This window comes from Burkholderia pulmonis (assembly GCF_984667975.1).
This window is the reverse complement of record NZ_OZ480188.1, coordinates 72,154-92,238: the sequence shown is the minus strand read 5'-3', so window position 1 is coordinate 92,238 and position 20,085 is coordinate 72,154. Positions and strand designations below refer to the sequence as shown.

Below are 20,085 nucleotides of genomic sequence, written 5' to 3'. Positions count from 1 at the left end.
CCGGCGATCCGGCCGCCGGCCGCATGCGAAAAAAGGCGGGCATGCGCCCGCCTTTTTCCGCATCGTTCGCACGCGCCCCGCTACGCTTGCGGTGCACGCGCGAACCCGGCGCGTTACTTCAACCGTGTCGCGATTTCATTCGCCATCGCCTTCGTCGCGGCCTTCGTCGGTGCATCGTCGGCCAGCGCGTTCAGCAGACCGAAATCATGGATCGTGCCGTCGTAGCGCGTGGTCGTCGCATCCACCCCGGCCGCGTCGAGCTTGCGGCCGTACGCTTCGCCTTCGTCACGCAGCACGTCGAACTGCGCGACCTGGATCAGCGCGGGCGGCAGGCCCTTCAACTGCGCGAGGCTCGCGCGCAGCGGCGACGCGTAGATCTCGTTGCGTTGCGCTTCGCTCTTCGTATAGGCATCCCAGAACCACTTCATCATCGGCCGTGTCAGGAAGTGGCCCTGCTGATACGCGTCGTACGAGCCCGTGTTGAAGTTGTGGTCCGTGACGGGCCACATCAGGCCCTGGAAGCGGATCGCGGGGCCGCCCTTGTCCTTCGCCATCAGCGCCACGACGGCCGTCATGTTCCCGCCGACGCTGTTGCCGACTACCGCGAGGCGGCTGCCGTCAACACCGATCTCCGCGCCGTGCGCGGCCACCCACTTCGTCGCCGCATACGCCTGGTTGATCGCGACCGGGTAACGCGCTTCCGGAGACGGCGTGTAGTTCACGAACACCGCGACGGCGCCCGATTGCACGACGAGATCGCGCACGAGGCGCTCGTGCGTCGGGAAATCGCCGAGCACCCAGCCGCCGCCGTGGATGAACACGAACACCGGCAGCGTGCCCGTCGCGCCTTGCGGGCGCACGATCGTGACCGGCACCGACAGGCCGTCCTGTTCGATCGTGCGGTTCGACACGTCGATGCCGGACAGGTCGACCTTCACGCCGTTCTGCGCGTCGACTAGCACCTGGCGCGCCTTCGCGGGGCTCAGCGTCTCGAGGCCCGGGCCCTTCTGGCCGTTCAGTGCGGCGAGGAACGCGCTCGTCTTCGCATCGGGACGAACGGTGTCGCTACCGGCGGCGAATGCGGCAGGTGCGGTGGGCAGCGCTGCTGCAACGGCGGCGGCGATCAGCAGCGGCTTGACGATCTTCATGGTGATATTCCTTGGCTTGAATGCGTAAATGACGATGGATGATTCGCAGTGCGATGGATCAGGCAAGCGTGAGCGTGACGTCGATGTTGCCGCGCGTCGCATTCGAGTACGGGCACACGAGGTGCGCACGGTCGATCAGCGTTTGCGCGACGTCGCGATCGAGGCCCGGCAGCGAGATCTTCAGCTCGACTTCGATGCCGAAGCCGTTCGGGATCGCACCGATGCCGACGCTGCCTTCGATCGCGGCGTCCGCAGGCATCGCAATCTTGTCGCGGGCCGCGACGAACTTCATCGCGCCGATGAAACACGCGCTGTAGCCGGCGGCGAACAGTTGCTCGGGATTCGCGCCTGCACCGCCCGCGCCGCCGAGTTCGCGCGGCGTGGTCAGCTTCAGGTCGAGGCCGCTTTCGGGCACCGTCGCACGGCCGTCACGGCCACCGGTGGCTTTTGCATGGGCGCGGTACAGCACTTTTTCGATCGACATGACAGACTCCTTTTCAGCAATGAATGAAACAGCCTTCGAACCGGGGACCGCGCGGCGACAGCCTCGCCATTCGCGCCGCGCTTGTTTATCTACTCATAGATAGATAAACATCCCCAAAAAAAGCAGAGGGTCATCCCATCTGCACCGGTTATCTATCTATTAACAGATAGATAACAAGATCCAATAAAAAGGCGGCGAACCGCCTTATTGCCTGCGCCGCCCGTCAGGACCGCGTTTTCCAGACGGCCTCGACATCCTCGAGGCGCGCCCGTGTGTGAAACAGCCGGCTGGCCAGCACACTGCCCTGGAACGCCGCGTACAACGTGCGCGCCGCCGTGTCGGGCTCGCCGCTGAATTGCAGCGTGCCTTCCTTCGCGCCCTGCGCCAGCAGTTCCGCCAGCCAGCGTTCGTTGGCCGTGAAGAACGCCTGCACGGCCTGCCGTACGCTCTCCGGCAGCGTCTCGATGTCGGATGCGAGCATCCCGCACAGACAGATCAGGTTGCCGTCACCCAACGTGCGGCCGAACATCTTCGTGTACAGGCTCAGTTTCACGTCGGCGGGCAGCGCCGGATCGATCGCCCGCATGGCCGGGAGGACTTCATCGCTGTACACCGCCACCGCTTCCAGCACGAGGTCGTCCTTCGACGGGAAGTAGTAGTGGATGCTCGATGTCTTCACGCCCACCAGGTCGGACAGATCTCGATAGCTGAAGCCGTTGTAACCGCGCAGCATCATCAGCGTGATCGCGTGATCGAGAATCTGTTCGCGGACGGTCGGTTTCGTTTCCATGGATCGAACTTTATCTACTCATAGATAGACATTCAAGGACTTTTTCAGCGACGTGATGCGGTCCGCACCGGTCGCCGCTCGACGCCGCGCCCGGCGTGCGCCCCCCCTTCAAACCACCCAACGCGGCCCCGCGCGCATTCCCGGCGCCGGACGGGCGTTTGCGGCACGTAACCCGGCGCATTCGGGCCGCTACAGCGCGGCCTGCGCCAGCAGCCAGCCGCGAAAGGCCGCGAGCTTCGCCATCCCCGCACACTCGGGGCGATAGACGACGTAGTAGGCGAGCGGCGATACGAAACCAATCGTCGGAAACAGCCGCACGAGCCGCCCCGCCGCGAGATCGTCGCGCGCCATCACGCTGCGCGCGAGGGCGACGCCATGCCCGTCGATGGCCGCCTGCAGCACGGCTGCCGAGTTGTTGATCTGCATCCCGCGCGACACGGCGACATGGTCGACGCCAGCCCGCTGCAGCCAGGTATCCCATGACGGAAAGCCGGTCTCGCTATCCATCGACAGGTCGTGGATCAGCGTTTCCCGGACAAGGTCGGCCGGCCGCCGCAACCGGCCGCGCACGCCCGCCAGTTTCGGCGAGCACACCGGATAGACCTCCTCGTCCATCAGACGGTCGGCCGCGAGCCCCGGCCAGTGCCCCGTGCCGTAACGCACGCCGATGTCGATCCGCTGCGAGACGAAATCGACCGGCTTGAGATTGGTATCGAGCCGCACGCCGGTGTCCGGCCACTCCGCCTGGAAGCTCTCGATGCGCGGCAACAGCCACTTGGCCGCAAACGCCGGACTGGCGGCCACCGTCAGCCCCCCGTTCGTCGAACCTTCCTTCAGCAGCTCCAGCCCTAGCGCAAGCGTGTCGAAACCCGTCCGGACGTGCGGCAGCGCGCGCTCGGCAGCCTCGGTCGGCACGAGCCGGACACGCCCGCTGGCGCCGCGGTGAAACAGCGGCGTGCCGAGCCATTCCTCCAGCGTACGCACAAGCTGGCCGACCGCCGCCGGCGTGACATGGAGTTCGGCCGCGGCCGCGGAAAAACTCTGGTGACGGGCGCTCGCCTCGAATGCGCGCAACGCGTTCAGATGGACCGGTGTCTTCATGGCACTAAAGATTTTCTTTTAATAACGGACACTTTATCTCGTTTGTCTCAAAAGCAGAACCCGCGAAAAATCCCGATCAGATCGAAGGTTGGCTCCATCTTCAGGCAACCGCCCGCGGATACCTCAGGCCACCTGCACCGATGGATTTTCTACCTGTGCTCGCCTCCGGTCACCCATCGAGGCGCGACCGGAGCACGACTTCGTTGCGCGCCGCCATTCTTCAACCGGTGCCTGTCGATCGACAGGCGGACAAAGGGGTTTTCAACATGAGCAACGCATTCAAGGGCAAGAAACTGCTGGTTGTCGGCGGCACCAGCGGCATCGGCCTGCAAACGGCGCGGACCGTGCTGGCCGAAGGTGGCAGCGCGGTCATCGTCGGCAACCGGCCGGCCAAGACCGACGCCGCGCGCCAGGAACTGGCCGCGCTCGGCGACGTTCACGCGCTGACTGGCGACCTGTCCAGCGACGCCGGCCTGGCCGCGCTACTGGAGCGCATCGACGCGCAGCATGCCGACGTCGACCTGCTGGTCAACGCCGCAGGCGTGTTCTTCCCGAAGCCGTTCCTCGAGCATCGGGAAGCCGACTACGACCAGTACATGAAGCTGAACAAGGCGACCTACTTCATCACACAAAAGGTCGCGGCCAACCTGGTGGCGAAGGATCGCCCGGGCGCGATCGTCAACATCGGCTCGATGTGGGCGAAGCAGGCGATCGCCGCGACGCCGTCGTCCGCTTACTCGATGGCCAAGGCCGGCCTGCATGCGCTGACGCAACACCTCGCGATGGAGCTCGCACCGAAGCACATCCGCGTCAACGCGGTTTCGCCAGCAGTCGTGCAGACGCCGATCTACGAAGGCTTCATCCCGAAGGCCGACGTGCATGCGGCCCTGCAGGGTTTCAACGGCTTCCACCCGATCGGCCGGGTCGGCACGCCGCAGGACGTCGCCGAGGTCGTCGCGTTCCTGCTGTCGGACAAGGCGGGCTGGGTGACCGGCGCGATCTGGGACGTCGACGGCGGCGTGATGGCCGGGCGCAACTGACTGTCGGCGAGTGCGCCCTGCCGGGCCGCGCATCCGCTCACCCCGGCGACGCAGTGTCGCCGGACACTTCATCCGAACCGGAGCACCAACCATGATGCAGGACTGGAACCTCTACCGCGAATCGCTGATGCAACGCGTCGGCGACTATGCCCGACAAAGCGGTGACGTAATGCGCGGCCTCGCGACGATCGAGCATGCCGCACGCAAGACTGCGCAACTCGAACCGAAGATTCACGAGCTGATCGCACTGGCGGTGGCCGTCACCACGCGTTGCGACGGCTGCATCTCCGTACACACGAAGAAAGCGGTCGAACAGGGCGCGACGCTCGCGGAAATTTCCGAAGCGCTTGGCGTCGCCATCGCGTTAAATGCGGGCGCCGCGCTGACCTACTCGGCGCGCGTGCTGGAAGCGCACGCGCAATTGCCCGATACGTTGCCCGACACGCAGTCTCGATAAATCGGGGGGCGCTCGACGTCGGCCCCTCCACCCTCACTGCGGCCGCAACATCCGCTGAATGATCGTCCGCAGCATCGCGCGATGCGCGCGCGGCTTGAACCCCGGCTCGAACACAACGCGGCAGACCGCCCCTTCCGCCAGCGCGAGCACCCAGGTCGCGACGAGATCCGGCTTCAGGCTCCCGTCGATCGTCCCCTGCGCGACCCCGCGCTTGATCAGCGCGACCATCCGCCCTTTCACCTGCGCCTCGTTCGCCGAGAGCAGCGCAGCCACGTCCGGATTGCGCGTCGCCTCGGCCGCGGTCTCGATGCTGATACGCGCATAGACGGGATCGCTCGACAGCTCCATCAACGCCAGCGCGATCTCCTCGATCGCCGCCAGCGCATCGGCGGCGTCCGCATGCCGCGCGAACAATTCGGCCATCTCGCGCTGGTCGTCCTGTGCGATCGCCTCGACGATCGCCGCCTTGGTCGGGAAATAGTGAAACAGGTTGCCGGGGCTCATCCCGGCCGCCTTGCAGATTACGGCCGTGGACGTCGCATGGAAGCCGTCGCGCGCAAAACAGTCGATCGCGGCATCCAGGATCTGGCGCCGCTTCGCTTCCACTCTTTCAGGATCGATCTTTCTCAACGGGAACTCCGGGCTCGACGATAGCTCGAATATTTATTAGACTGATTAGTCGATCTATTATCATGGCGATGCACCACAGGCGTCAAGGCACCGTGCTCCTGCATGGGCCGCCTGCGGCAGGCGCTTACACAACCAGAGAGAGGGCCAATGAAACGCATTGCAGTTGCCGGCATCGCACTCGTCCTGTTCGCATGTGTCGCGGCCGGCGCGCTCGCGCTGCGCGGCCTGTCCGATTTCGAGCTGAAGGGCGCGAACGTGTCGACGCTCGCGTTCCACGCCGGCGGCGCCGATCTCGTCGGCACGCTCGCCCTGCCAGCGCACGCGCCCGATGCGCCGATCGCGCCGATCGCGCTGCTCGTGCACGGCGACGGGCCGCGCACGCGCTTCGCCGACGACGCGATGCTGCCGCTCGTCAACAGCCTGCTCGACGCCGGCATCGGCGTATTCGCGTGGGACAAGCAGGGCACCGGCCGCAGCGGCGGCGACTGGCTCGCGCAATCGATGCAGGACCGCGCGAACGAAACGATCGCCGCGATGGCGCGCGTGCGCGCCGCCGCCGGCCCCGCGCACAAGGTCGGCCTGCTCGGCTTCTCGCAGGGCGGCTGGGTCGTGCCGCGCGTGGCGAATGCGGTGCGGCCCGCGTTCTCGGTGATCGTCGGCGGCGCCGTCAGCTGGCGCCGGCAAGGCACCTACCTGACGCGCCAGCAGCTCCTCGCAACCGGCCTGCAGCCGGATCGAATCGATGCGACACTGGCCGCCGAGCGACGCGAGAACGACGCGATCTTCGGTCGGGCAGACGTGCCGGCCGATCCGGCCCGGCGCCCGGACATCGCGCCGCGCCGCTTCGGCTTCATTGCACGCAACTACCTGGAAGACGCGTCACCGGCGCTTGCGACGATGCAGGGGCCCGTGCTGGCCGTGTGGGGCGCGCAGGATCGCAACGTCGATCCGGTCGACGAGGCGAACACCTACGCGCACGCCTTCGCGGGCCGGCCCGACCGGCGTGTCGTCGTGGTGCCCGCGGCAACGCATGCGTTGCTGCGCGCCGGGTGGTTCGATTACCAGCTCGAGTCCGACTGGCCGAAGTGGAAGACGTGGCTGTACATGGCGCTCGGGCGCCACGCGTATGCGCCGGGTACGCTCGGCCCGATCGAAACGTGGATCCGGTCGCAGTGAGCACGTGTGCAACGTGGCGCCGCCGCACGTCGGGCCGCGCACGAAACAGGCATCAGGCAATACCGGTCGCGCCAACCCGCGCGGCCGCATCAAGGAGAGGTCTCAATGTACTCGTGGTTTGAACGGCGCCTGCCGACTTTCCCGCTCGAAGATCCCGTCACGCCGCCGAAGGGATTCTTCTCGTTCGTCTGGGCGTGCACGAAAGGCGCGCGCAGCTGGATCCTGCTGATCGCGCTGACGTCGGCCGCGCTGGCCGCGTACGAAGCCGCGCTGTTCGCGATGATGGGGCACATGGTCGACTGGCTGTCGTCGTCGACGCCGGCGGCATTCGGCGGCCGCCACTCCGGCACGCTCGCCGGCTTCGCGGCGATCCTCGCGGGCAGCGCGCTGCTGATCGCGCTGCATACGATGGTCAAGCACCAGGTGCTCGCGATCAACTTCCCGATGCGGCTGCGCTGGCTGTTTCACCGGCTGATGCTCGACCAGAGCCTGTCGTTCTACGCGAACGAGTTCGCGGGCCGCGTGACGACCAAGATCATGCAGACCGCGCTCGCGGTGCGCGACGCGCTGTTCATGTCGGTCGACGTCGTGATCGGCGTCACCGCGTACCTGATCGGCATTCTGGTGCTGGCGGCAAGCTTCGACTGGCGGCTGATGATTCCGCTCGTGCTGTGGGCGCTCGGCTACGGCGCCGCATGCGCGTACTTCGTGCCGCGCCTGGGCGCCGTCGGCAGCCGGCAGGCCGATGCGCGCGCGATGATGACGGGCCGCATCACCGACGCGTACTCGAACATCACGACCGTGAAGCTGTTCTCGCACACGCGGCGGGAAGCCGACCATGCGCGTCGCGCAATGGAAGCATTCAAGGAAACCGGCGACGCGCAGATGCGGCTCGTCAGCGCGTTCGAGATCGTCAACCACCTTTTGTCGACGCTGCTGCTGATCGGCTCGGCCGGGCTCGCGCTGGCTCTGTGGATGCACGGCGAGGCGAGCGCGGGCGTCGTCGCGGCCGTGATCGCGATGGCGCTGCGCCTGTCGAGCTACTCGCACTGGATCATGTGGGAGATGACCGAGCTGTTCGAGAACGTCGGCACGATCCAGGACGGCATCAACACGCTGACGAAGGTGCGCAGCGTGGTCGACGCGCCCGACGCGAAGCGCCTCGCGGTGCAGCGCGGCGGGATCGTGTTCGACAACGTGCAGTTCGCGCACGAAGATAACGATCGCGCGGTATTCGACGGGCTGAACCTGACGATCCGGCCGGGCGAGCGGATCGGCCTGATCGGCCGTTCGGGCGCCGGCAAGTCGACGCTCGTGAACCTGCTGCTGCGTTTCTACGACGTCGGCGGCGGATCGATCCGGATCGACGGCCAGGACATCGCGCACGTGACGCAGGACAGCCTGCGCAGCGCGATCGGGATGGTCACGCAGGATACGTCGCTGCTGCACCGCACGATGCGCGAGAACCTGCTGTACGGCCGCCCCGACGCGACCGAGCGCGAGATGCAGGACGCGGCCGTGCGCGCGGAAGCGTCCGAGTTCATCGACCGGCTGCGCGACCGTCACGGGCGCAGCGGCTACGACGTCGAGGTCGGCGAGCGCGGCGTGAAGCTGTCGGGCGGCCAGCGGCAGCGCGTCGCGATCGCGCGCGTGATGCTCAAGGACGCACCGATCCTCGTGCTCGACGAAGCCACCAGCGCGCTCGACTCCGAGGTCGAAGTCGCGATCCAGCGCAGCCTCGACACGCTGATGAGCGGCAAGACGGTGATCGCGATCGCCCACCGGCTGTCGACGATCGCGGCGATGGACCGGCTGATCGTGCTCGACGAAGGGCGCATCGTCGAGGAAGGCACGCACCAGCAGTTGCTGAACGCGGGCGGCATCTACGCGGCGCTGTGGGCGCACCAGAGCGGCGGGTTCCTCGGCGAAACGGAGGAAGCGGAAGGCGCCGCGCAGTAAGCGGGATCGCTATGGCAACATGACGGCACGGTGCGTGCGCGGCGAACTTGCCGCGCTCGCACGCCGCGCCGGCCGGGCGCCATCGTCCGGTTCACCGTCACCCGACGCAGATCCAGGGAGCCCGCATGACCACCCGACCGGATATCGCCACCGCGCTCGACGCGCCCGATTCGGTACTCGACGAAGCCGAGCAGCGCTTCGTGAAGCTGATTCGCGAGCACGGCTGGTTCCGCACCGAAGTGTTTGGCGAAGGCGGCAACCCGGGCTTCTCGTTCACGACCGGGCTGTGGGTCAACCACGGCTTCCCGGAAATCATCGTGTTCTCGCTGCCGGCGCGCGTCGCCCACGACGTACTGTGGGACGTCTACCGGCTGGTCGCGGCCGGCACGCCGCCGCCGGTCGGCGAAGTCACGGCGTCCGTCTACGGCAACGCGAACGCGCTGCTGATGCCGGTCGAGAAGGCGCACTACGAAGCGCATCTCGGCTGGAACCGCTGGTTCTACGGCAACGACGACTTCCCGTGCGTCCAGCTGCTGTGGCCCGACCCCGACGGGGTTTTTCCGTGGCAGCCGGACGCGAGCGACACGTTGAACGCCGCGCAGCCGCGCCTGTTCGCGCCGGGCGTCGATCGCCACTGACCGGCGCACCGGATCGCGCGGCACGCCGCAAGCGTGCCGCGCCTTCTCCACCGGGCTACAACCGCACGATCGTCGACTTCAGCTCGGTGTACTTGTCGAGTGCGTGCAGCGACTTGTCGCGGCCGTTGCCCGACAGCTTGTAACCGCCGAACGGAAAGTTCATGTCGTCGCTGCCGTCACCGTAGCAGTTGACCCACACGGTGCCCGCGCGCAAGCGCCGCGCGACCGAGTGCGCGGTCGACAGGTTCGCCGACCATACCGCCGCCGCGAGCCCGTACTCGGTGTCGTTGGCGATGCGGACGGCTTCGTCGACGTCGTCGAACGCGATCACCGACAGCACCGGCCCGAAGATCTCCTCCCGCGCGATCGCCGCATCGGGCTTCACCTCGAATACCGTCGGCTCGACATAGAACCCGCCCGTCTCCTCGCGCACCCGCTTGCCGCCCGTCACCAGGCGACCTTCGTCGCGCCCGAGACCGATATACCCCATCACGCGATCGAGCTGCGCGCGATCGACGATCGCGCCCATCGTCACCGCGGGATCGAGCGGATGCCCGGGCGCGAAGCGCCGCGACGCGTCGACCAGCTTCGCGACGAATGCGTCCCTGATGTCGCGATGCACGAGCAGGCGCGAGCCGGCGGTGCACACTTCGCCCATGTTGAAGAAGATCGCATCGGCGGCCGCCTGCGCGGCGCGGTCGAGATCGGGGCAGTCGGGCAACACGATGTTCGGCGACTTGCCGCCGAGTTCGAGCCATACGCGCTTCAGGTTCGACTGCGCGGCGCACGCCATGATCTGCTGCCCGGTGCGGGTCGACCCCGTCAACGCGATGCAGTCGACGTCGCGATGCAGCGCCAGCGCCCTGCCCGGCTCCGCGCCGCCCGGCACGACATTGAACACGCCGGCCGGAATGCCCGCGTCGCACGCGAGCTGCGCGACGCGGATCGCGGTCAGCGGCGATTTCTCCGACGGCTTCAGCACCACGCTGTTGCCGGCCGCGAGCGCCGGTGCGAACTTCCACGCGGCCATCAGCAGCGGGAAATTCCACGGCACGACCGCCGCGACGACGCCGATCGGCTCGCGCGTGACGAGCCCGACCAGATGACGGTCGGCCGGCGCGACCTCGCCGCCGACCTTGTCGATCGCTTCCGCATACCAGTCGACGCAATGCGCGGCGGCCGGGATGTCGATTGCCGTCGTATCGGCGATCGGCTTGCCGGTGTCGAGCGTCTCGAGCAGCGCGAGTTCGTCCGCATGTTCGCGCATCAGCGCGGCCCAGCGTTGCAGCACGGCCTTGCGGGCGCGCGGGTTCAGGCCTGCCCAGGTCTGCGCATCGAATGCGCGGCGCGCCGCCGCAACCGCGCGGTCGACGTCGTCGGCCCCGCAATCGGCCACGTGCGCGAGCACGCAACCGTCGATCGGGCTCACGCACGCGAAGGTCGCGCCGGCGTGCGCGTGGCGCGCGTCGCCGTCGATGAACGCGCGTCCGTCGATCGTCAGCACAGCCGCGCGGGCCTGCCAGTCCTCGAATGTCGGTCGAGTCATGTGTTTCCTCGTGAAATGTGGCGCATCACGATCCGCGAACCGGATCGATCGGCGTGAAGATGCCCGCGCGCGCCTCGATCGCCTCGCCCGCGGCGAGACACAGCGCCTCCTGGAAGCGACCGGCGACCAACTGCACGCCGGTCGGCACGCCGTCGCGGATACCGGTCGGCACCGACAGCCCCGGCAGCCCGAGCAGCGCGGTTGCAAGCAACGGCGCCTGCCGGTCGACGATCTCGCGCATCGCGGCGTCGCCCTGCAGGTCGGCGTCGATCGCGAACGGCCGCGCGCACGACACGGGCATCAGCAGCAGCGGATGGCGTGCGAAGAACTGCTGCCAGTCGCGCAGCAGCGCGGTGCGCCGCGCGAGGCCGTTCATGTAGCCGGCGAGATCCAGCGGCGCGGCCAGATTGCGCTGGCTCGCGAATGCGGTGCGGATCGCCGCGTCGCCGTGCTGCATGATCACGTCGCCGAGCCCGCTGCGCGCTTCGTTCGTCACGAGGTCGAGCCACAGTTCGCACGCTTCGGCGAATCGCGGCGGCACGGCTTCCTCGACGATGCAGCCGGCCTCTTCGAGCCAGCGTGCAGCCTGCCGGATCGCGTCGGCGACCGCCGGGTCGGTCGGTACGCCCGGCAGCGACGTGCACACGGCCACGCGTGCGGGGAAAGCGGCCTCGTGTGCCGCCGGCGCGACCGGCATCCACCATGCGTCGCGCGCGTCACCGGCCGACATCGCGTCGAGCGCGAGCCGCAGGTCGCCGACCGTGCGCGCGAGCGGGCCCTGCACGGATGCAAGCTGCACCGCGAGCGTGCGGTCCTTCGACTGCGTCGGGTTGTACGCGGGCACACGCCCGGTACTCGGCCGCAGCCCCGCGACGCCGCACGCGTAGGCCGGGTAGCGGATCGACCCGCCGAGGTCGTTGCCGTGCGCGATCGCGCCGATGCCGGCGGCCACCGCCGCGGCTGCACCGCCGCTGGAGCCGCCCGGCGTCAGCGACGCATCCCACGGATTCGACGTGCGGCCGTGCAGTTCGTTGTCGGTGAACCACCGGTACGAAAACGCCGGCGCGTTGCTGCGCCCGATCACGATCGCGCCGGCCTTGCGCAGGTTCGCGGTCACCGGGCTGTCCTCCTGCGCGATCAGGTCGGCAAACGCGGGCACGCCGTTGGTCGTCGCGCAGCCGGCCGTGTCGACGTTGATCTTCACGGTCACCGGCACGCCGTGCAGCGGGCCGAGCGGCGCGCCGCGCGCGACCGCCGCATCGGCTTCCGCCGCCGCGTGCAACGCGCTGTCGGCCATCACGTCGACGATCGCGTTGATGACGGGGTTCACCTGCTCGAGCCGCTGCAGGCAGCTGCGCGTGAGTTCGGTTGCCGACACGTCGCGCTGCGCGACATGCGCGGCCATCTCGGCCGCGCTGAGACGCCACAGTTCCTGGGTCATGGGTTGCTCCTCGTTGATCTCGATGATTGGATGGGCCCGGCCGCGTCAAGCGCGCGGCTGCCCGGCGTGCGGGGCGTGCGACGCATAGATCTTGCGGCAGGTTTCGACGACTTCCCACGTGCCGCGAAAACCCGGCGGGATCACGAACCGGTCGCCGGCGCGCAGCACACGTTCGCGGCCGTCCGCGTCGCGCACGATCGCGACACCGCTCAGCATCTCGCAATACTCCGACTCGTCGTACTCGATCGTCCAGCGGCCGGGCGTGCATGCCCAGATCCCGCAACTGAACTGCCCGCACGGGCTGATGTAGTGATGCGACAGCGTCTGCATCGGGTTGCCGTCGAGCAGCAACCCGCTCGGCACGCGGCTCTGCGTGAGCTTGGCCGGCGCCCGCATCAGGTCGACGAGGTTCGTGATGGTGGTCATGTGTGCCTCCAGGGCATGAGTGGTTCGAAACGGTGTGATGCCGCGCGGCCGGGCAAACCGGCCCGCGGGTGTCAAAGCAGGTCCATCGTCCGGTGCCACGCCATCGCGAGCGCGAGCAGCGGCGTGCGCAGCAGGCGGCCGCCGGGGAAGTCGCGATGGCGGATCCGGCCGAACAGGTCGAAGCGCGCCGCCTGCGCATCGATCGCTTCCGCGATCAGCCGCCCCGCGAGGCCCGTCACGTTGACGCCGTGCCCGGAAAAGCCCTGCGCGAAATACACGGTCGGCTCCAGCCGGCCGAAATGCGGCGCGCGATTCATCGTCGCGTCGATCAGGCCGCCCCACGCGTAGTCGACCCGCACGTCGGCGAGCTGCGGGAACGTCTTCAGCATGTCGCGCCGCATCGCGGCCGCCAGGTCGCGCGGCGTGTTCGTCGAGCTGCTGGCCTTGCCGCCCCACAGCAGCCGGCCGTCGCGCGTGAGCCGGAAGTAGTCGAGCGCCGAATTGCAGTCGCTGATCGCGGCATTCGCCGGCATTGTCTGCGCGGCACGGGCGTCGCCGAGCGGCTCGGTCGCGATCAGGTAGGTCGCCACCGGGATGATCTTGCGCGCGAGCGACGGCGCCAGTTGCCCGAGGTACGCATTGCCGGCCAGCACGACGTACCGGGCATCCACGTGCCCGCGTGCGCACCGGACGCGGTGGAACGGCGCGGCGCGCTCGAGCGCGAGCGCCGCCGTGTCCTCGTGGATCGTCACGCCGGCCGCCCGCGCCGCCCGCGCGAGGCCGAGCGTGTAGTTCAGCGGATGCAGGTGGCCGCTGCCTTCGTAGTGCAGGCCGCCGACGTAGCGGTCCGATGCGACGTAACGCGGCATGTCGGCGCGTTCGACGAGGTCGTAGCCGCGATAGCCGAACCGCGCTGCCGCGGTATCGCGCCACCTGCGCAGCGCATCGAGGTGGCGCGGCTTGTTCGCGGCGGTCAGGTAGCCGAAGCTCAGGTCGCAATCGATGCCGTGCCGCTCGACGCGCTGCCTGACGATGTCGACCGACTCGAGCCCCATCGCCCACACGCGCCGCACGTCGTCTTCCGGCAGGTACGCGGAAAACGTGTCGATGTCGCACGAGTACCCGGCGATCAGCTGGCCGCCGTTGCGGCCGCTCGCGCCCCAGCCGATCTTCGACGCCTCGACGAGCACGACCGAATGGCCGCGCTCGGCGAGATCGAGCGCCGCGGACAGGCCGGTGAGCCCGCCGCCGATCACGCACACGTCGGCGGTCACGGCCCCGTCGAGCGACGGATGGCGCGTGCGGTTACTGGCCGACGCTGCATAGTACGACTGAACATGTTGCTGGTTTTCGAACTTGAGCATAGGTAAGACTCGCGAACGGCGTCGCGTCAGAAGGCGTAGATGAGTTGGGTCGCGAGCAGGTCGTTCGACTTCGCATACGATCCGTCGTGACGCAGGAAGACCTTGTTGCTCGCCCAGTCGTGCCGGTATTCGACCTTCACCGTCACCTGCTGGGTCGGATAGAACAGCAGGTCGAACGCGGCAGCCTGGCGGGTGGCGCCCTTGCACTCGAAGCCGACGCCGCCGTTCGCCTTCGACTGCGCGAGGCAATCCGCGTCGATGCCGAAGCCGTTGTTCGGATCCATCCCGTTGCCGTTCAGGCCGATCGACGAGCCGCCGCCACCGTTCTTCCGGTTCACGAGCAGGTCGTAGCGCAGCGTCGCGCCCATGCGCCCGACCACCGGCAGGTTGAACTTGCGGTGCGCGAGCAGCGACAGCCCGAACCACTGCGCGAGCCCGCCGTTGAACGCGCCGTGCTGCTGCTGGCCGTAGTCGAGCTCCGCGTTGTACTGCGCATCGGCAAGCGTGTAGGTGGCATCGGCTTCGCCGAAGAAGAACGCGCCGTACGCGCTCGGCGCATTGCCGCCCACGCCGTAGCGCACGTTGCCGGTCGCCGGATCGATCGCGCTCACCAGCGTCTGCCGGCCGATGTTGATCGAGCCGCCGACGTCGAGCGCGCTGCCGTGCATGTAGTCGACCCGCGCCGTGAAAGTCGGCACCTTGTTGCTCGTCGTGACCGGATCGCCGAGCGCATTGACGCCCGTCTGCGTGACCGCGCCCGCGCTGCGGAACTGCTCGTTGCCGACGAAGAACTTCCACGCCCAGTGGCCGTCCGCGCTCTGGTAATTGACGCCCGCGCCGATAGACGAGCCCGGATCGGAGAAGTCGTACAGCAGGTTGTGCGTGAGCGTGAGCATCTGGCTCGACTGCTGGTACTCGTAGCCGCCGAAGCCGAGCACGAGCCCACCGACGAACGACGTGGTATCCGACAACGGCACCGTGACGACCGCCGTGTTCACGATGTCGAGCCCGCTCGCGCCGCTGCCCGACATCATCGACAGGCCCGCGCCGCGGTTCGGCATCAGCGTGATTTCCGCGGACGGCGCGGTCGGGCCGACGCCGAACGTCTTCTTGATGTCGAGGAACACGTCGCCGAACGTGCTGTTGTAGTACGTGTACGCGTTCTCATGGTTCGCGAACTGGAACGACGAGGTGCCGCCGCCGCGGTTGTACACGTAGGTCGGGTCGAGATAGCCCGTCACCGACAGACCGGCGATCGGGCCGGTGCGCGCGGCATCGGTCAGCGAGTCGACCTTCAGTTGCTGGTTCGCGACCTGCTGGCGGATTTCGGTCACGTCGTCGTTGGTCAGCACGGCCGTCGCCTGCCCGTAGCCGGGCGCCGACGGGTCGGCCGTGGCCGCTGCGTTCGATGCGACCGGCGCGGCCGCCGGTTTCCTGGCGAGTTGCGACTGCAGCGCATTCATCTGCCGCTGCAGCACGGCGAGCTGTTGCTGCAGCGCCCTGATCTGGTCGTCGCCCGAATTCGCGGCGGCGAGCCCCGGCAGCGCGCCGGCGATCAGCGCGCAAAGCATTTTCTTCTTCACGGAAAGTCTCCTGGTCGTTCGTTGTCGTTCTTCACTTCACGGGATGCGGTGCGGGGTCGTGCCGGGGCGGCGCAGCCGACGCTCGCGCGGGCGACAATGCGGCAGGCGGTGCCGACGTATCCGGCGCGGCGCTCGCGTGCCACGCACGGGCGTCACGCGCCTGTCGCCGTTCGCGGGCCAGCATCGCGCGATTCACGACGACGACGCCGATCGTCACGACCGTGATGAACACCGTCGCGAGCGCATTCATCTCCGGATTCAGCCCCATCCGCACACGCGAGAACACCACGAGCGGCAGCGTCGTCGAGCCGGGGCCCGACAGGAACGCGGACAGGATCACGTCGTCGATCGACACCGTGAACGCGAGCAGCCAGCCGGACACCAGTGCCTGGGCGATCAGCGGCAGCGTGATCACGAAGAACACCTTCACCGGCCGCGCGCCGAGGTCGAGCGCGGCTTCCTCGATCGAGCGGTCGAGCTCCTTCACACGCGACTGCACGATCACCGCGACGAACGACAGGCACAGCATCACGTGGCCGATCCAGATCGTCAGCCAGCCGCGCCCGGCCGGCCAGCCGAAGGCCTGCTGCATCGCGACGAACAGCAGCAGCAGCGAGATGCCCTGGATCACTTCGGGAATCACCAGCGGTGCGTTGATCATCGCGGCATACAGCGTGAAGCCGCGAAAGCGCCCCATGCGGGCCAGCACGAAACCGGCCCACGTGCCGATCGCGACCGATGCGGTGGCCGTCAGCAGCGCGATCTTCAGCGACAGCCACGCGGCCGTCAGCAGCTCGTCGTCGTGCAGCAGCGCGCCGTACCACTTCATCGAGAAGCCGGTCCATACCGTCACGAGCTTCGACGCGTTGAACGAATAGACGACCAGGCTGGCGATCGGCACGTACAGGAACAGGAAGCCCGCGCCCAGCACGCACGCGGACAGGATGCGATGCGCGCGGGTCATGGCCGTGCCTCCGCTTCGGTCTGGCTGTAATGGAGCAGCGCCATCGGCACGAGCAGCAACAGCACCATCGTCACCGTGACGGCGGACGCCATCGGCCAGTCCATGTTGTTGAAGAATTCATCCCACATCACGCGGCCGAGCATCAGCGTGTTCGCGCCGCCGAGCAGCTCGGGAATCACGTATTCGCCCACCGCCGGGATGAACACGAGCAGGCTGCCCGCGACGATCCCGTTCCTCGACAGCGGCAGCGTGATGCGCCAGAACGCGGACCACGGCGTCGCGCCGAGATCGTTCGCGGCCTCGAGCAGCGTGAGGTCCATCTTCACGAGGTGCGCGTACAGCGGCATCACCATGAACGGCAGGTACGAATAGACCATCCCGATGTAGACGCCCGCGTCGGTGTGATACAGCCGCAGCGGCGTCGCGATCAGGCCGAGCGCGGCCAGCGCGTGATTCAGCAGCCCGTCGTCCTTCATGATCCCGACCCACGCGTACACGCGGATCAGGAACGACGTCCAGAACGGCAGCATCACGGCCATCATCAGCAGGTTGCGGCGCGCAGGCGCCGCGCGGGCGATGCAGTACGCGATCGGGTAGCCGGCCAGCAGGCACATCAGCGTCGACGCGGCGGCCATCTTCAGCGAGCTGACGTACGTGTTCAGGTACAGGTCGTCCTGCAGCAGCAGCGCGTAGTGCTTCAGCGACAGCACGAACTGCACCGAGCCGGCCTCCAGCCTGGCGAGTGCGGTGTACGGCGGAATGCCGAGCACCTGGTCGGCGAAGCTGATCTTCAGCACCAGCACGAACGGCAGCGCGAAGAAAATCACGAGCCACAGAAACGGCACGCCGATCGCGACGCTGCGGCCCGACGGCAGCCAGCGCGACAGCGAGGACTGCATGGAAGCGGAAAGTTTCGTCATGGCGTCCTCATTGCGTCAGCACGACGCCGCTGGCGGGCGACCACGACACGAACACGTCGTCGTTCCACGCCGGCGCATCGTCGCTCATCAGGTGCGAGCTCGACAGGTTCGACACGACCGTCTTGCCGCTCGGCAGGCGCACGTGGTACAGCGAGTAGCTGCCCATGTACGCGATGTCGGTCACGACGCCGCGCGCCCAGTTGTGTTTCGAGCCCGGCTTCTCGCGCGACACGTGCACGCGCTCCGGGCGCACCGAGATGCCGACCGGCATGCCGAGCGGGCCGGTGATGCCGTGGCTCACGTGCATGCGGGCTTCGAGGTCGTCGCTCTCGACGAAGATGTGATCGGGTTCGTCCTCGACCACGCGGCCCTCGAACAGGTTGGTCGAGCCGATGAATTCGGCGGAGAAGCGGCTGTTCGGAAACTCGTACACCTCACCCGGCGCGCCGATCTGCACGATCTTGCCTTCGCTCATCACCGCGAGGCGGCTGGCCATCGTCATCGCCTCTTCCTGGTCGTGCGTGACCATCACGCAGGTCACGTCGACCTTCTCGATGATGTTCACGAGTTCGAGCTGGGTCTTCTGACGGATCTTCTTGTCGAGCGCGGACATCGGCTCGTCGAGCAGCAGCAGCTTCGGGCGCTTGACCAGCGAGCGCGCCAGCGCGACGCGCTGCTGCTGGCCGCCCGACAGCTGGTGCGGCTTGCGCTTCGTGTACTTGCTCATCTGCACGAGCGCGAGCGCATTGGCCACGCGCTCCCTGATCTCGTTCTTCGGCGTGCCTTCCTGCTTCAGGCCGAACGCGACGTTCGATTCGACCGTCATGTGCGGGAACAGCGCGTACGACTGGAACATCATGTTCACCGGGCGGCGGTACGGCGGCAGCGACGCGAGATCCTCGCCGTCGACGAAGATCTTGCCGGAGGTGGCCGTCTCGAGCCCGGCGAGCATGCGCAGCAGCGTCGACTTGCCGCAGCCGGAGCTGCCGAGCAGCGCGAACAGCTCGTTCTTCGCGATCGTCAGGTTCACGTTGTCGACGGCCGTGCTATCGCCGAATTTCTTCACGACGTTCTCGATTCGGACGAACGCATGCGCGTCGTGGCCGGCACCGGCCGTGGCCCGCGCGGCGGGGAGCGTATGGATCATTGCCGTCTCCCTCAACCGCCGGACTTCAGCTGCAGCCACAGACGGTTCTGCATCCGCGCGATGTCGGCGCTTCTCGGCATCGCGAGCGACGTCTTCGCAAGCGTCGCGTCGGACAGGTAGACGCTCGGGTCCTGTACGATCGCCGGCGTCACGAACGCGCGTGCGGCCTTGTTCGCGCTCGGGTAGAAGATCTCGTTCGTGATCGCCGCGTTGGTCTTCGGATCCTCGATGTAGTTGATCCACTTCAGCGCGGCTTCCGGGTGCGGCGCATCCTTCGGAATCGCCATCACGTCGAACCACAGCAGGCCGCCTTCCTTCGGATTCACGTAGCGGATCTCGTACGAGCGCTTCGCATCCAGCGTGCGCCGCCGCGCAATGCTCACGTCGCCCGACCAGCCGAGCACGACGCACACGTCGTTGTTCGCGAGATCGTCCGCGTAGCCGGCCGAGCTGAACTGCGTCACGTACGGGCGGATCTTCTTCAGCACCTCGTAGGCCGCCTGGTAGTCGGCCGGGTTCTTGCTCTCCGGATCCTTGCCCATGTACTGCAGCGCCGCCGCGAACGCGGCGTCCGGCGCGTCGAGCAGCGAGATCCCGCAGCCTTTCAGCTTCGCCGCGTTCGCCGGGTCGAACAGCAGCGCCCAGCTGTCGGTCGGCGCGCTGTCGCCGAGCCGCTTGCGCACGGCCTCGACGTTGTAGCCGATCCCCGTCGTGCCCCACGCCCACGGCACGCCGTACTGGTTGCCCGGGTCGGCCTTCGCGATCATCTTCATCAGCACCGGGTCGAGGTTCGCGAGGTTCGGCAGCTTCGACTTGTCGAGCTTCTGGTACACGCCGGCCTGGATCTGCTGCGCGAGATAGTTCGACGTCGGCACGACGATGTCGTAACCCGAGCTGCCCGCGAGCAGCTTGGTCTGCAGCGTATCGTCGCTGTCGTAGCTGTCGTAGCGCACCTTGATGCCCGACTGCTTCTCGAAGTTGGGCACCGTGTCCTTCGCGACGTACTCCGACCAGTTGTACACGTTCAGGTTGGCGTCGCCCGCGCGGGCGGACAGGCTGGCCGCGAGGGCCAGGCCCGCCGACGCGACGAGCGCGGCGCGCAGGGCCGGTTGACGACGGATACGGATACGCATGGGGATTCTCCTTGTGATGGGGATCGGCCGTTGCATCGGTCCGGGTCGGGACTCGCGTCAACGCCGTCGAGCGGTGTTCAGCACAAGGGGCAATGTAGAGATCGCGGCCCGCAGCGTCAGTCCCGAAAACCGGGACAA

Annotated in this window: 19 protein-coding genes; 5 read left to right on the top strand and 14 right to left on the bottom strand. The window is 67.7% G+C overall.

Features of this window, described 5'->3' with window-relative positions; genetic code table 11:
- Positions 1-113: 113 nt before the first annotated feature.
- The 4 genes from AC5LXK_RS32290 to gcvA all read right to left on the bottom strand — a co-directional run bounded on the left by AC5LXK_RS32290 (position 114) and on the right by gcvA (position 3,523).
- The gene (locus tag AC5LXK_RS32290; protein ID WP_493394680.1) at positions 114-1,148 is read right to left on the bottom strand and encodes an alpha/beta hydrolase; all 1,035 of its coding nucleotides are present in this window, start codon (positions 1,146-1,148) and stop codon (positions 114-116) included.
- A gap of 58 nt (positions 1,149-1,206) precedes the next feature.
- Positions 1,207-1,632, bottom strand: a complete 426-nt coding sequence (locus AC5LXK_RS32285; RefSeq protein ID WP_174928967.1) for an organic hydroperoxide resistance protein — start codon at positions 1,630-1,632, stop codon at positions 1,207-1,209.
- Between the two features lie 223 nt (positions 1,633-1,855).
- Positions 1,856-2,422 (bottom strand): TetR/AcrR family transcriptional regulator, encoded by a 567-nt coding sequence (locus AC5LXK_RS32280; RefSeq protein ID WP_493394679.1) that lies wholly within the window; start codon positions 2,420-2,422, stop codon positions 1,856-1,858.
- A gap of 189 nt (positions 2,423-2,611) precedes the next feature.
- Positions 2,612-3,523, bottom strand: coding sequence for a transcriptional regulator GcvA (gene gcvA / locus AC5LXK_RS32275; protein WP_493394678.1), 912 nt, complete (start codon positions 3,521-3,523; stop codon positions 2,612-2,614).
- Between the two features lie 266 nt (positions 3,524-3,789).
- On the opposite strand from gcvA, the gene AC5LXK_RS32270 reads away from it, so the two are divergent.
- Together AC5LXK_RS32270 and AC5LXK_RS32265 are read left to right on the top strand one after the other, a co-directional pair.
- Positions 3,790-4,563, top strand: coding sequence for an SDR family NAD(P)-dependent oxidoreductase (locus AC5LXK_RS32270; protein ID WP_493394677.1), 774 nt, complete (start codon positions 3,790-3,792; stop codon positions 4,561-4,563).
- Between the two features lie 91 nt (positions 4,564-4,654).
- Complete coding sequence (locus AC5LXK_RS32265; RefSeq protein ID WP_493394676.1) at positions 4,655-5,020, top strand: carboxymuconolactone decarboxylase family protein; 366 nt, start codon at positions 4,655-4,657, stop codon at positions 5,018-5,020.
- A gap of 33 nt (positions 5,021-5,053) precedes the next feature.
- On the opposite strand, the gene AC5LXK_RS32260 is transcribed toward AC5LXK_RS32265, so the two are convergent.
- Complete coding sequence (locus tag AC5LXK_RS32260) at positions 5,054-5,650, bottom strand: TetR/AcrR family transcriptional regulator (protein ID WP_493394675.1); 597 nt, start codon at positions 5,648-5,650, stop codon at positions 5,054-5,056.
- A gap of 147 nt (positions 5,651-5,797) precedes the next feature.
- Here AC5LXK_RS32260 and AC5LXK_RS32255 point away from each other — a divergent pair, with 147 nt between their 5' ends.
- The 3 genes from AC5LXK_RS32255 to AC5LXK_RS32245 all read left to right on the top strand — a co-directional run bounded on the left by AC5LXK_RS32255 (position 5,798) and on the right by AC5LXK_RS32245 (position 9,423).
- Entirely contained in the window at positions 5,798-6,826 is a 1,029-nt protein-coding gene (locus tag AC5LXK_RS32255) for an alpha/beta hydrolase family protein (RefSeq protein ID WP_493394674.1), read from the top strand.
- 105 nt (positions 6,827-6,931) lie between these two features.
- Positions 6,932-8,785 carry an ABC transporter ATP-binding protein gene (locus tag AC5LXK_RS32250; RefSeq protein WP_493394673.1) on the top strand — a complete coding sequence of 618 codons (1,854 nt, stop codon included), beginning with the start codon at positions 6,932-6,934 and terminating at the stop codon, positions 8,783-8,785.
- A 125-nt stretch (positions 8,786-8,910) separates the two neighbouring features.
- Positions 8,911-9,423, top strand: a complete 513-nt coding sequence (locus AC5LXK_RS32245) for a DUF4262 domain-containing protein (protein WP_493394672.1) — start codon at positions 8,911-8,913, stop codon at positions 9,421-9,423.
- 55 nt (positions 9,424-9,478) lie between these two features.
- Here AC5LXK_RS32245 and AC5LXK_RS32240 read toward each other — a convergent pair whose 3' ends face one another.
- From AC5LXK_RS32240 to AC5LXK_RS32200, 9 genes are all read right to left on the bottom strand, one after another.
- Positions 9,479-10,969, bottom strand: coding sequence for an aldehyde dehydrogenase (locus AC5LXK_RS32240; RefSeq protein ID WP_493394671.1), 1,491 nt, complete (start codon positions 10,967-10,969; stop codon positions 9,479-9,481).
- A 25-nt stretch (positions 10,970-10,994) separates the two neighbouring features.
- A complete protein-coding gene (locus AC5LXK_RS32235; RefSeq protein ID WP_493394670.1) occupies positions 10,995-12,410 on the bottom strand; it encodes an amidase family protein in 1,416 nt (471 codons plus the stop codon).
- Positions 12,411-12,455: 45 nt separating this feature from the next.
- Positions 12,456-12,836 (bottom strand): cupin domain-containing protein, encoded by a 381-nt coding sequence (locus AC5LXK_RS32230; RefSeq protein WP_493394669.1) that lies wholly within the window; start codon positions 12,834-12,836, stop codon positions 12,456-12,458.
- A 71-nt stretch (positions 12,837-12,907) separates the two neighbouring features.
- Positions 12,908-14,200 (bottom strand): NAD(P)/FAD-dependent oxidoreductase, encoded by a 1,293-nt coding sequence (locus tag AC5LXK_RS32225; RefSeq protein WP_493394668.1) that lies wholly within the window; start codon positions 14,198-14,200, stop codon positions 12,908-12,910.
- A 26-nt stretch (positions 14,201-14,226) separates the two neighbouring features.
- Complete coding sequence (locus tag AC5LXK_RS32220) at positions 14,227-15,783, bottom strand: DUF3138 family protein (RefSeq protein WP_493394667.1); 1,557 nt, start codon at positions 15,781-15,783, stop codon at positions 14,227-14,229.
- Between the two features lie 31 nt (positions 15,784-15,814).
- Positions 15,815-16,747, bottom strand: a complete 933-nt coding sequence (locus AC5LXK_RS32215; RefSeq protein WP_493394666.1) for an ABC transporter permease subunit — start codon at positions 16,745-16,747, stop codon at positions 15,815-15,817.
- A complete protein-coding gene (locus AC5LXK_RS32210) occupies positions 16,744-17,667 on the bottom strand; it encodes an ABC transporter permease subunit (RefSeq protein WP_493394665.1) in 924 nt (307 codons plus the stop codon). Before AC5LXK_RS32210 ends, AC5LXK_RS32215 begins: the two co-directional genes overlap by 4 nt.
- Before the next feature lie 7 nt (positions 17,668-17,674).
- Positions 17,675-18,814 carry an ABC transporter ATP-binding protein gene (locus tag AC5LXK_RS32205; RefSeq protein WP_493394664.1) on the bottom strand — a complete coding sequence of 380 codons (1,140 nt, stop codon included), beginning with the start codon at positions 18,812-18,814 and terminating at the stop codon, positions 17,675-17,677.
- 11 nt (positions 18,815-18,825) lie between these two features.
- Positions 18,826-19,947 carry a polyamine ABC transporter substrate-binding protein gene (locus AC5LXK_RS32200; protein WP_493394663.1) on the bottom strand — a complete coding sequence of 374 codons (1,122 nt, stop codon included), beginning with the start codon at positions 19,945-19,947 and terminating at the stop codon, positions 18,826-18,828.
- Positions 19,948-20,085 lie beyond the last annotated feature (138 nt).

Bases quoted from the DNA above. Each gene is read 5' to 3' on its own strand.
- AC5LXK_RS32215 (WP_493394666.1), bottom strand. From the start codon at position 16,747: ATGACCCGCGCGCATCGCATCCTGTCCGCGTGCGTGCTGGGCGCGGGC.
- AC5LXK_RS32235 (WP_493394670.1), bottom strand. From the start codon at position 12,410: ATGACCCAGGAACTGTGGCGTCTCAGCGCGGCCGAGATGGCCGCGCAT.
- AC5LXK_RS32255 (WP_493394674.1), top strand. From the start codon at position 5,798: ATGAAACGCATTGCAGTTGCCGGCATCGCACTCGTCCTGTTCGCATGT.
- AC5LXK_RS32250 (WP_493394673.1), top strand. From the start codon at position 6,932: ATGTACTCGTGGTTTGAACGGCGCCTGCCGACTTTCCCGCTCGAAGAT.
- AC5LXK_RS32200 (WP_493394663.1), bottom strand. From the start codon at position 19,947: ATGCGTATCCGTATCCGTCGTCAACCGGCCCTGCGCGCCGCGCTCGTC.
- AC5LXK_RS32240 (WP_493394671.1), bottom strand. From the start codon at position 10,969: ATGACTCGACCGACATTCGAGGACTGGCAGGCCCGCGCGGCTGTGCTG.
- AC5LXK_RS32230 (WP_493394669.1), bottom strand. From the start codon at position 12,836: ATGACCACCATCACGAACCTCGTCGACCTGATGCGGGCGCCGGCCAAG.
- AC5LXK_RS32245 (WP_493394672.1), top strand. From the start codon at position 8,911: ATGACCACCCGACCGGATATCGCCACCGCGCTCGACGCGCCCGATTCG.
- AC5LXK_RS32290 (WP_493394680.1), bottom strand. From the start codon at position 1,148: ATGAAGATCGTCAAGCCGCTGCTGATCGCCGCCGCCGTTGCAGCAGCG.
- AC5LXK_RS32205 (WP_493394664.1), bottom strand. From the start codon at position 18,814: ATGATCCATACGCTCCCCGCCGCGCGGGCCACGGCCGGTGCCGGCCAC.
- AC5LXK_RS32225 (WP_493394668.1), bottom strand. From the start codon at position 14,200: ATGCTCAAGTTCGAAAACCAGCAACATGTTCAGTCGTACTATGCAGCG.
- gcvA (WP_493394678.1), bottom strand. From the start codon at position 3,523: ATGAAGACACCGGTCCATCTGAACGCGTTGCGCGCATTCGAGGCGAGC.
- AC5LXK_RS32280 (WP_493394679.1), bottom strand. From the start codon at position 2,422: ATGGAAACGAAACCGACCGTCCGCGAACAGATTCTCGATCACGCGATC.
- AC5LXK_RS32265 (WP_493394676.1), top strand. From the start codon at position 4,655: ATGATGCAGGACTGGAACCTCTACCGCGAATCGCTGATGCAACGCGTC.
- AC5LXK_RS32270 (WP_493394677.1), top strand. From the start codon at position 3,790: ATGAGCAACGCATTCAAGGGCAAGAAACTGCTGGTTGTCGGCGGCACC.
- AC5LXK_RS32210 (WP_493394665.1), bottom strand. From the start codon at position 17,667: ATGACGAAACTTTCCGCTTCCATGCAGTCCTCGCTGTCGCGCTGGCTG.
- AC5LXK_RS32285 (WP_174928967.1), bottom strand. From the start codon at position 1,632: ATGTCGATCGAAAAAGTGCTGTACCGCGCCCATGCAAAAGCCACCGGT.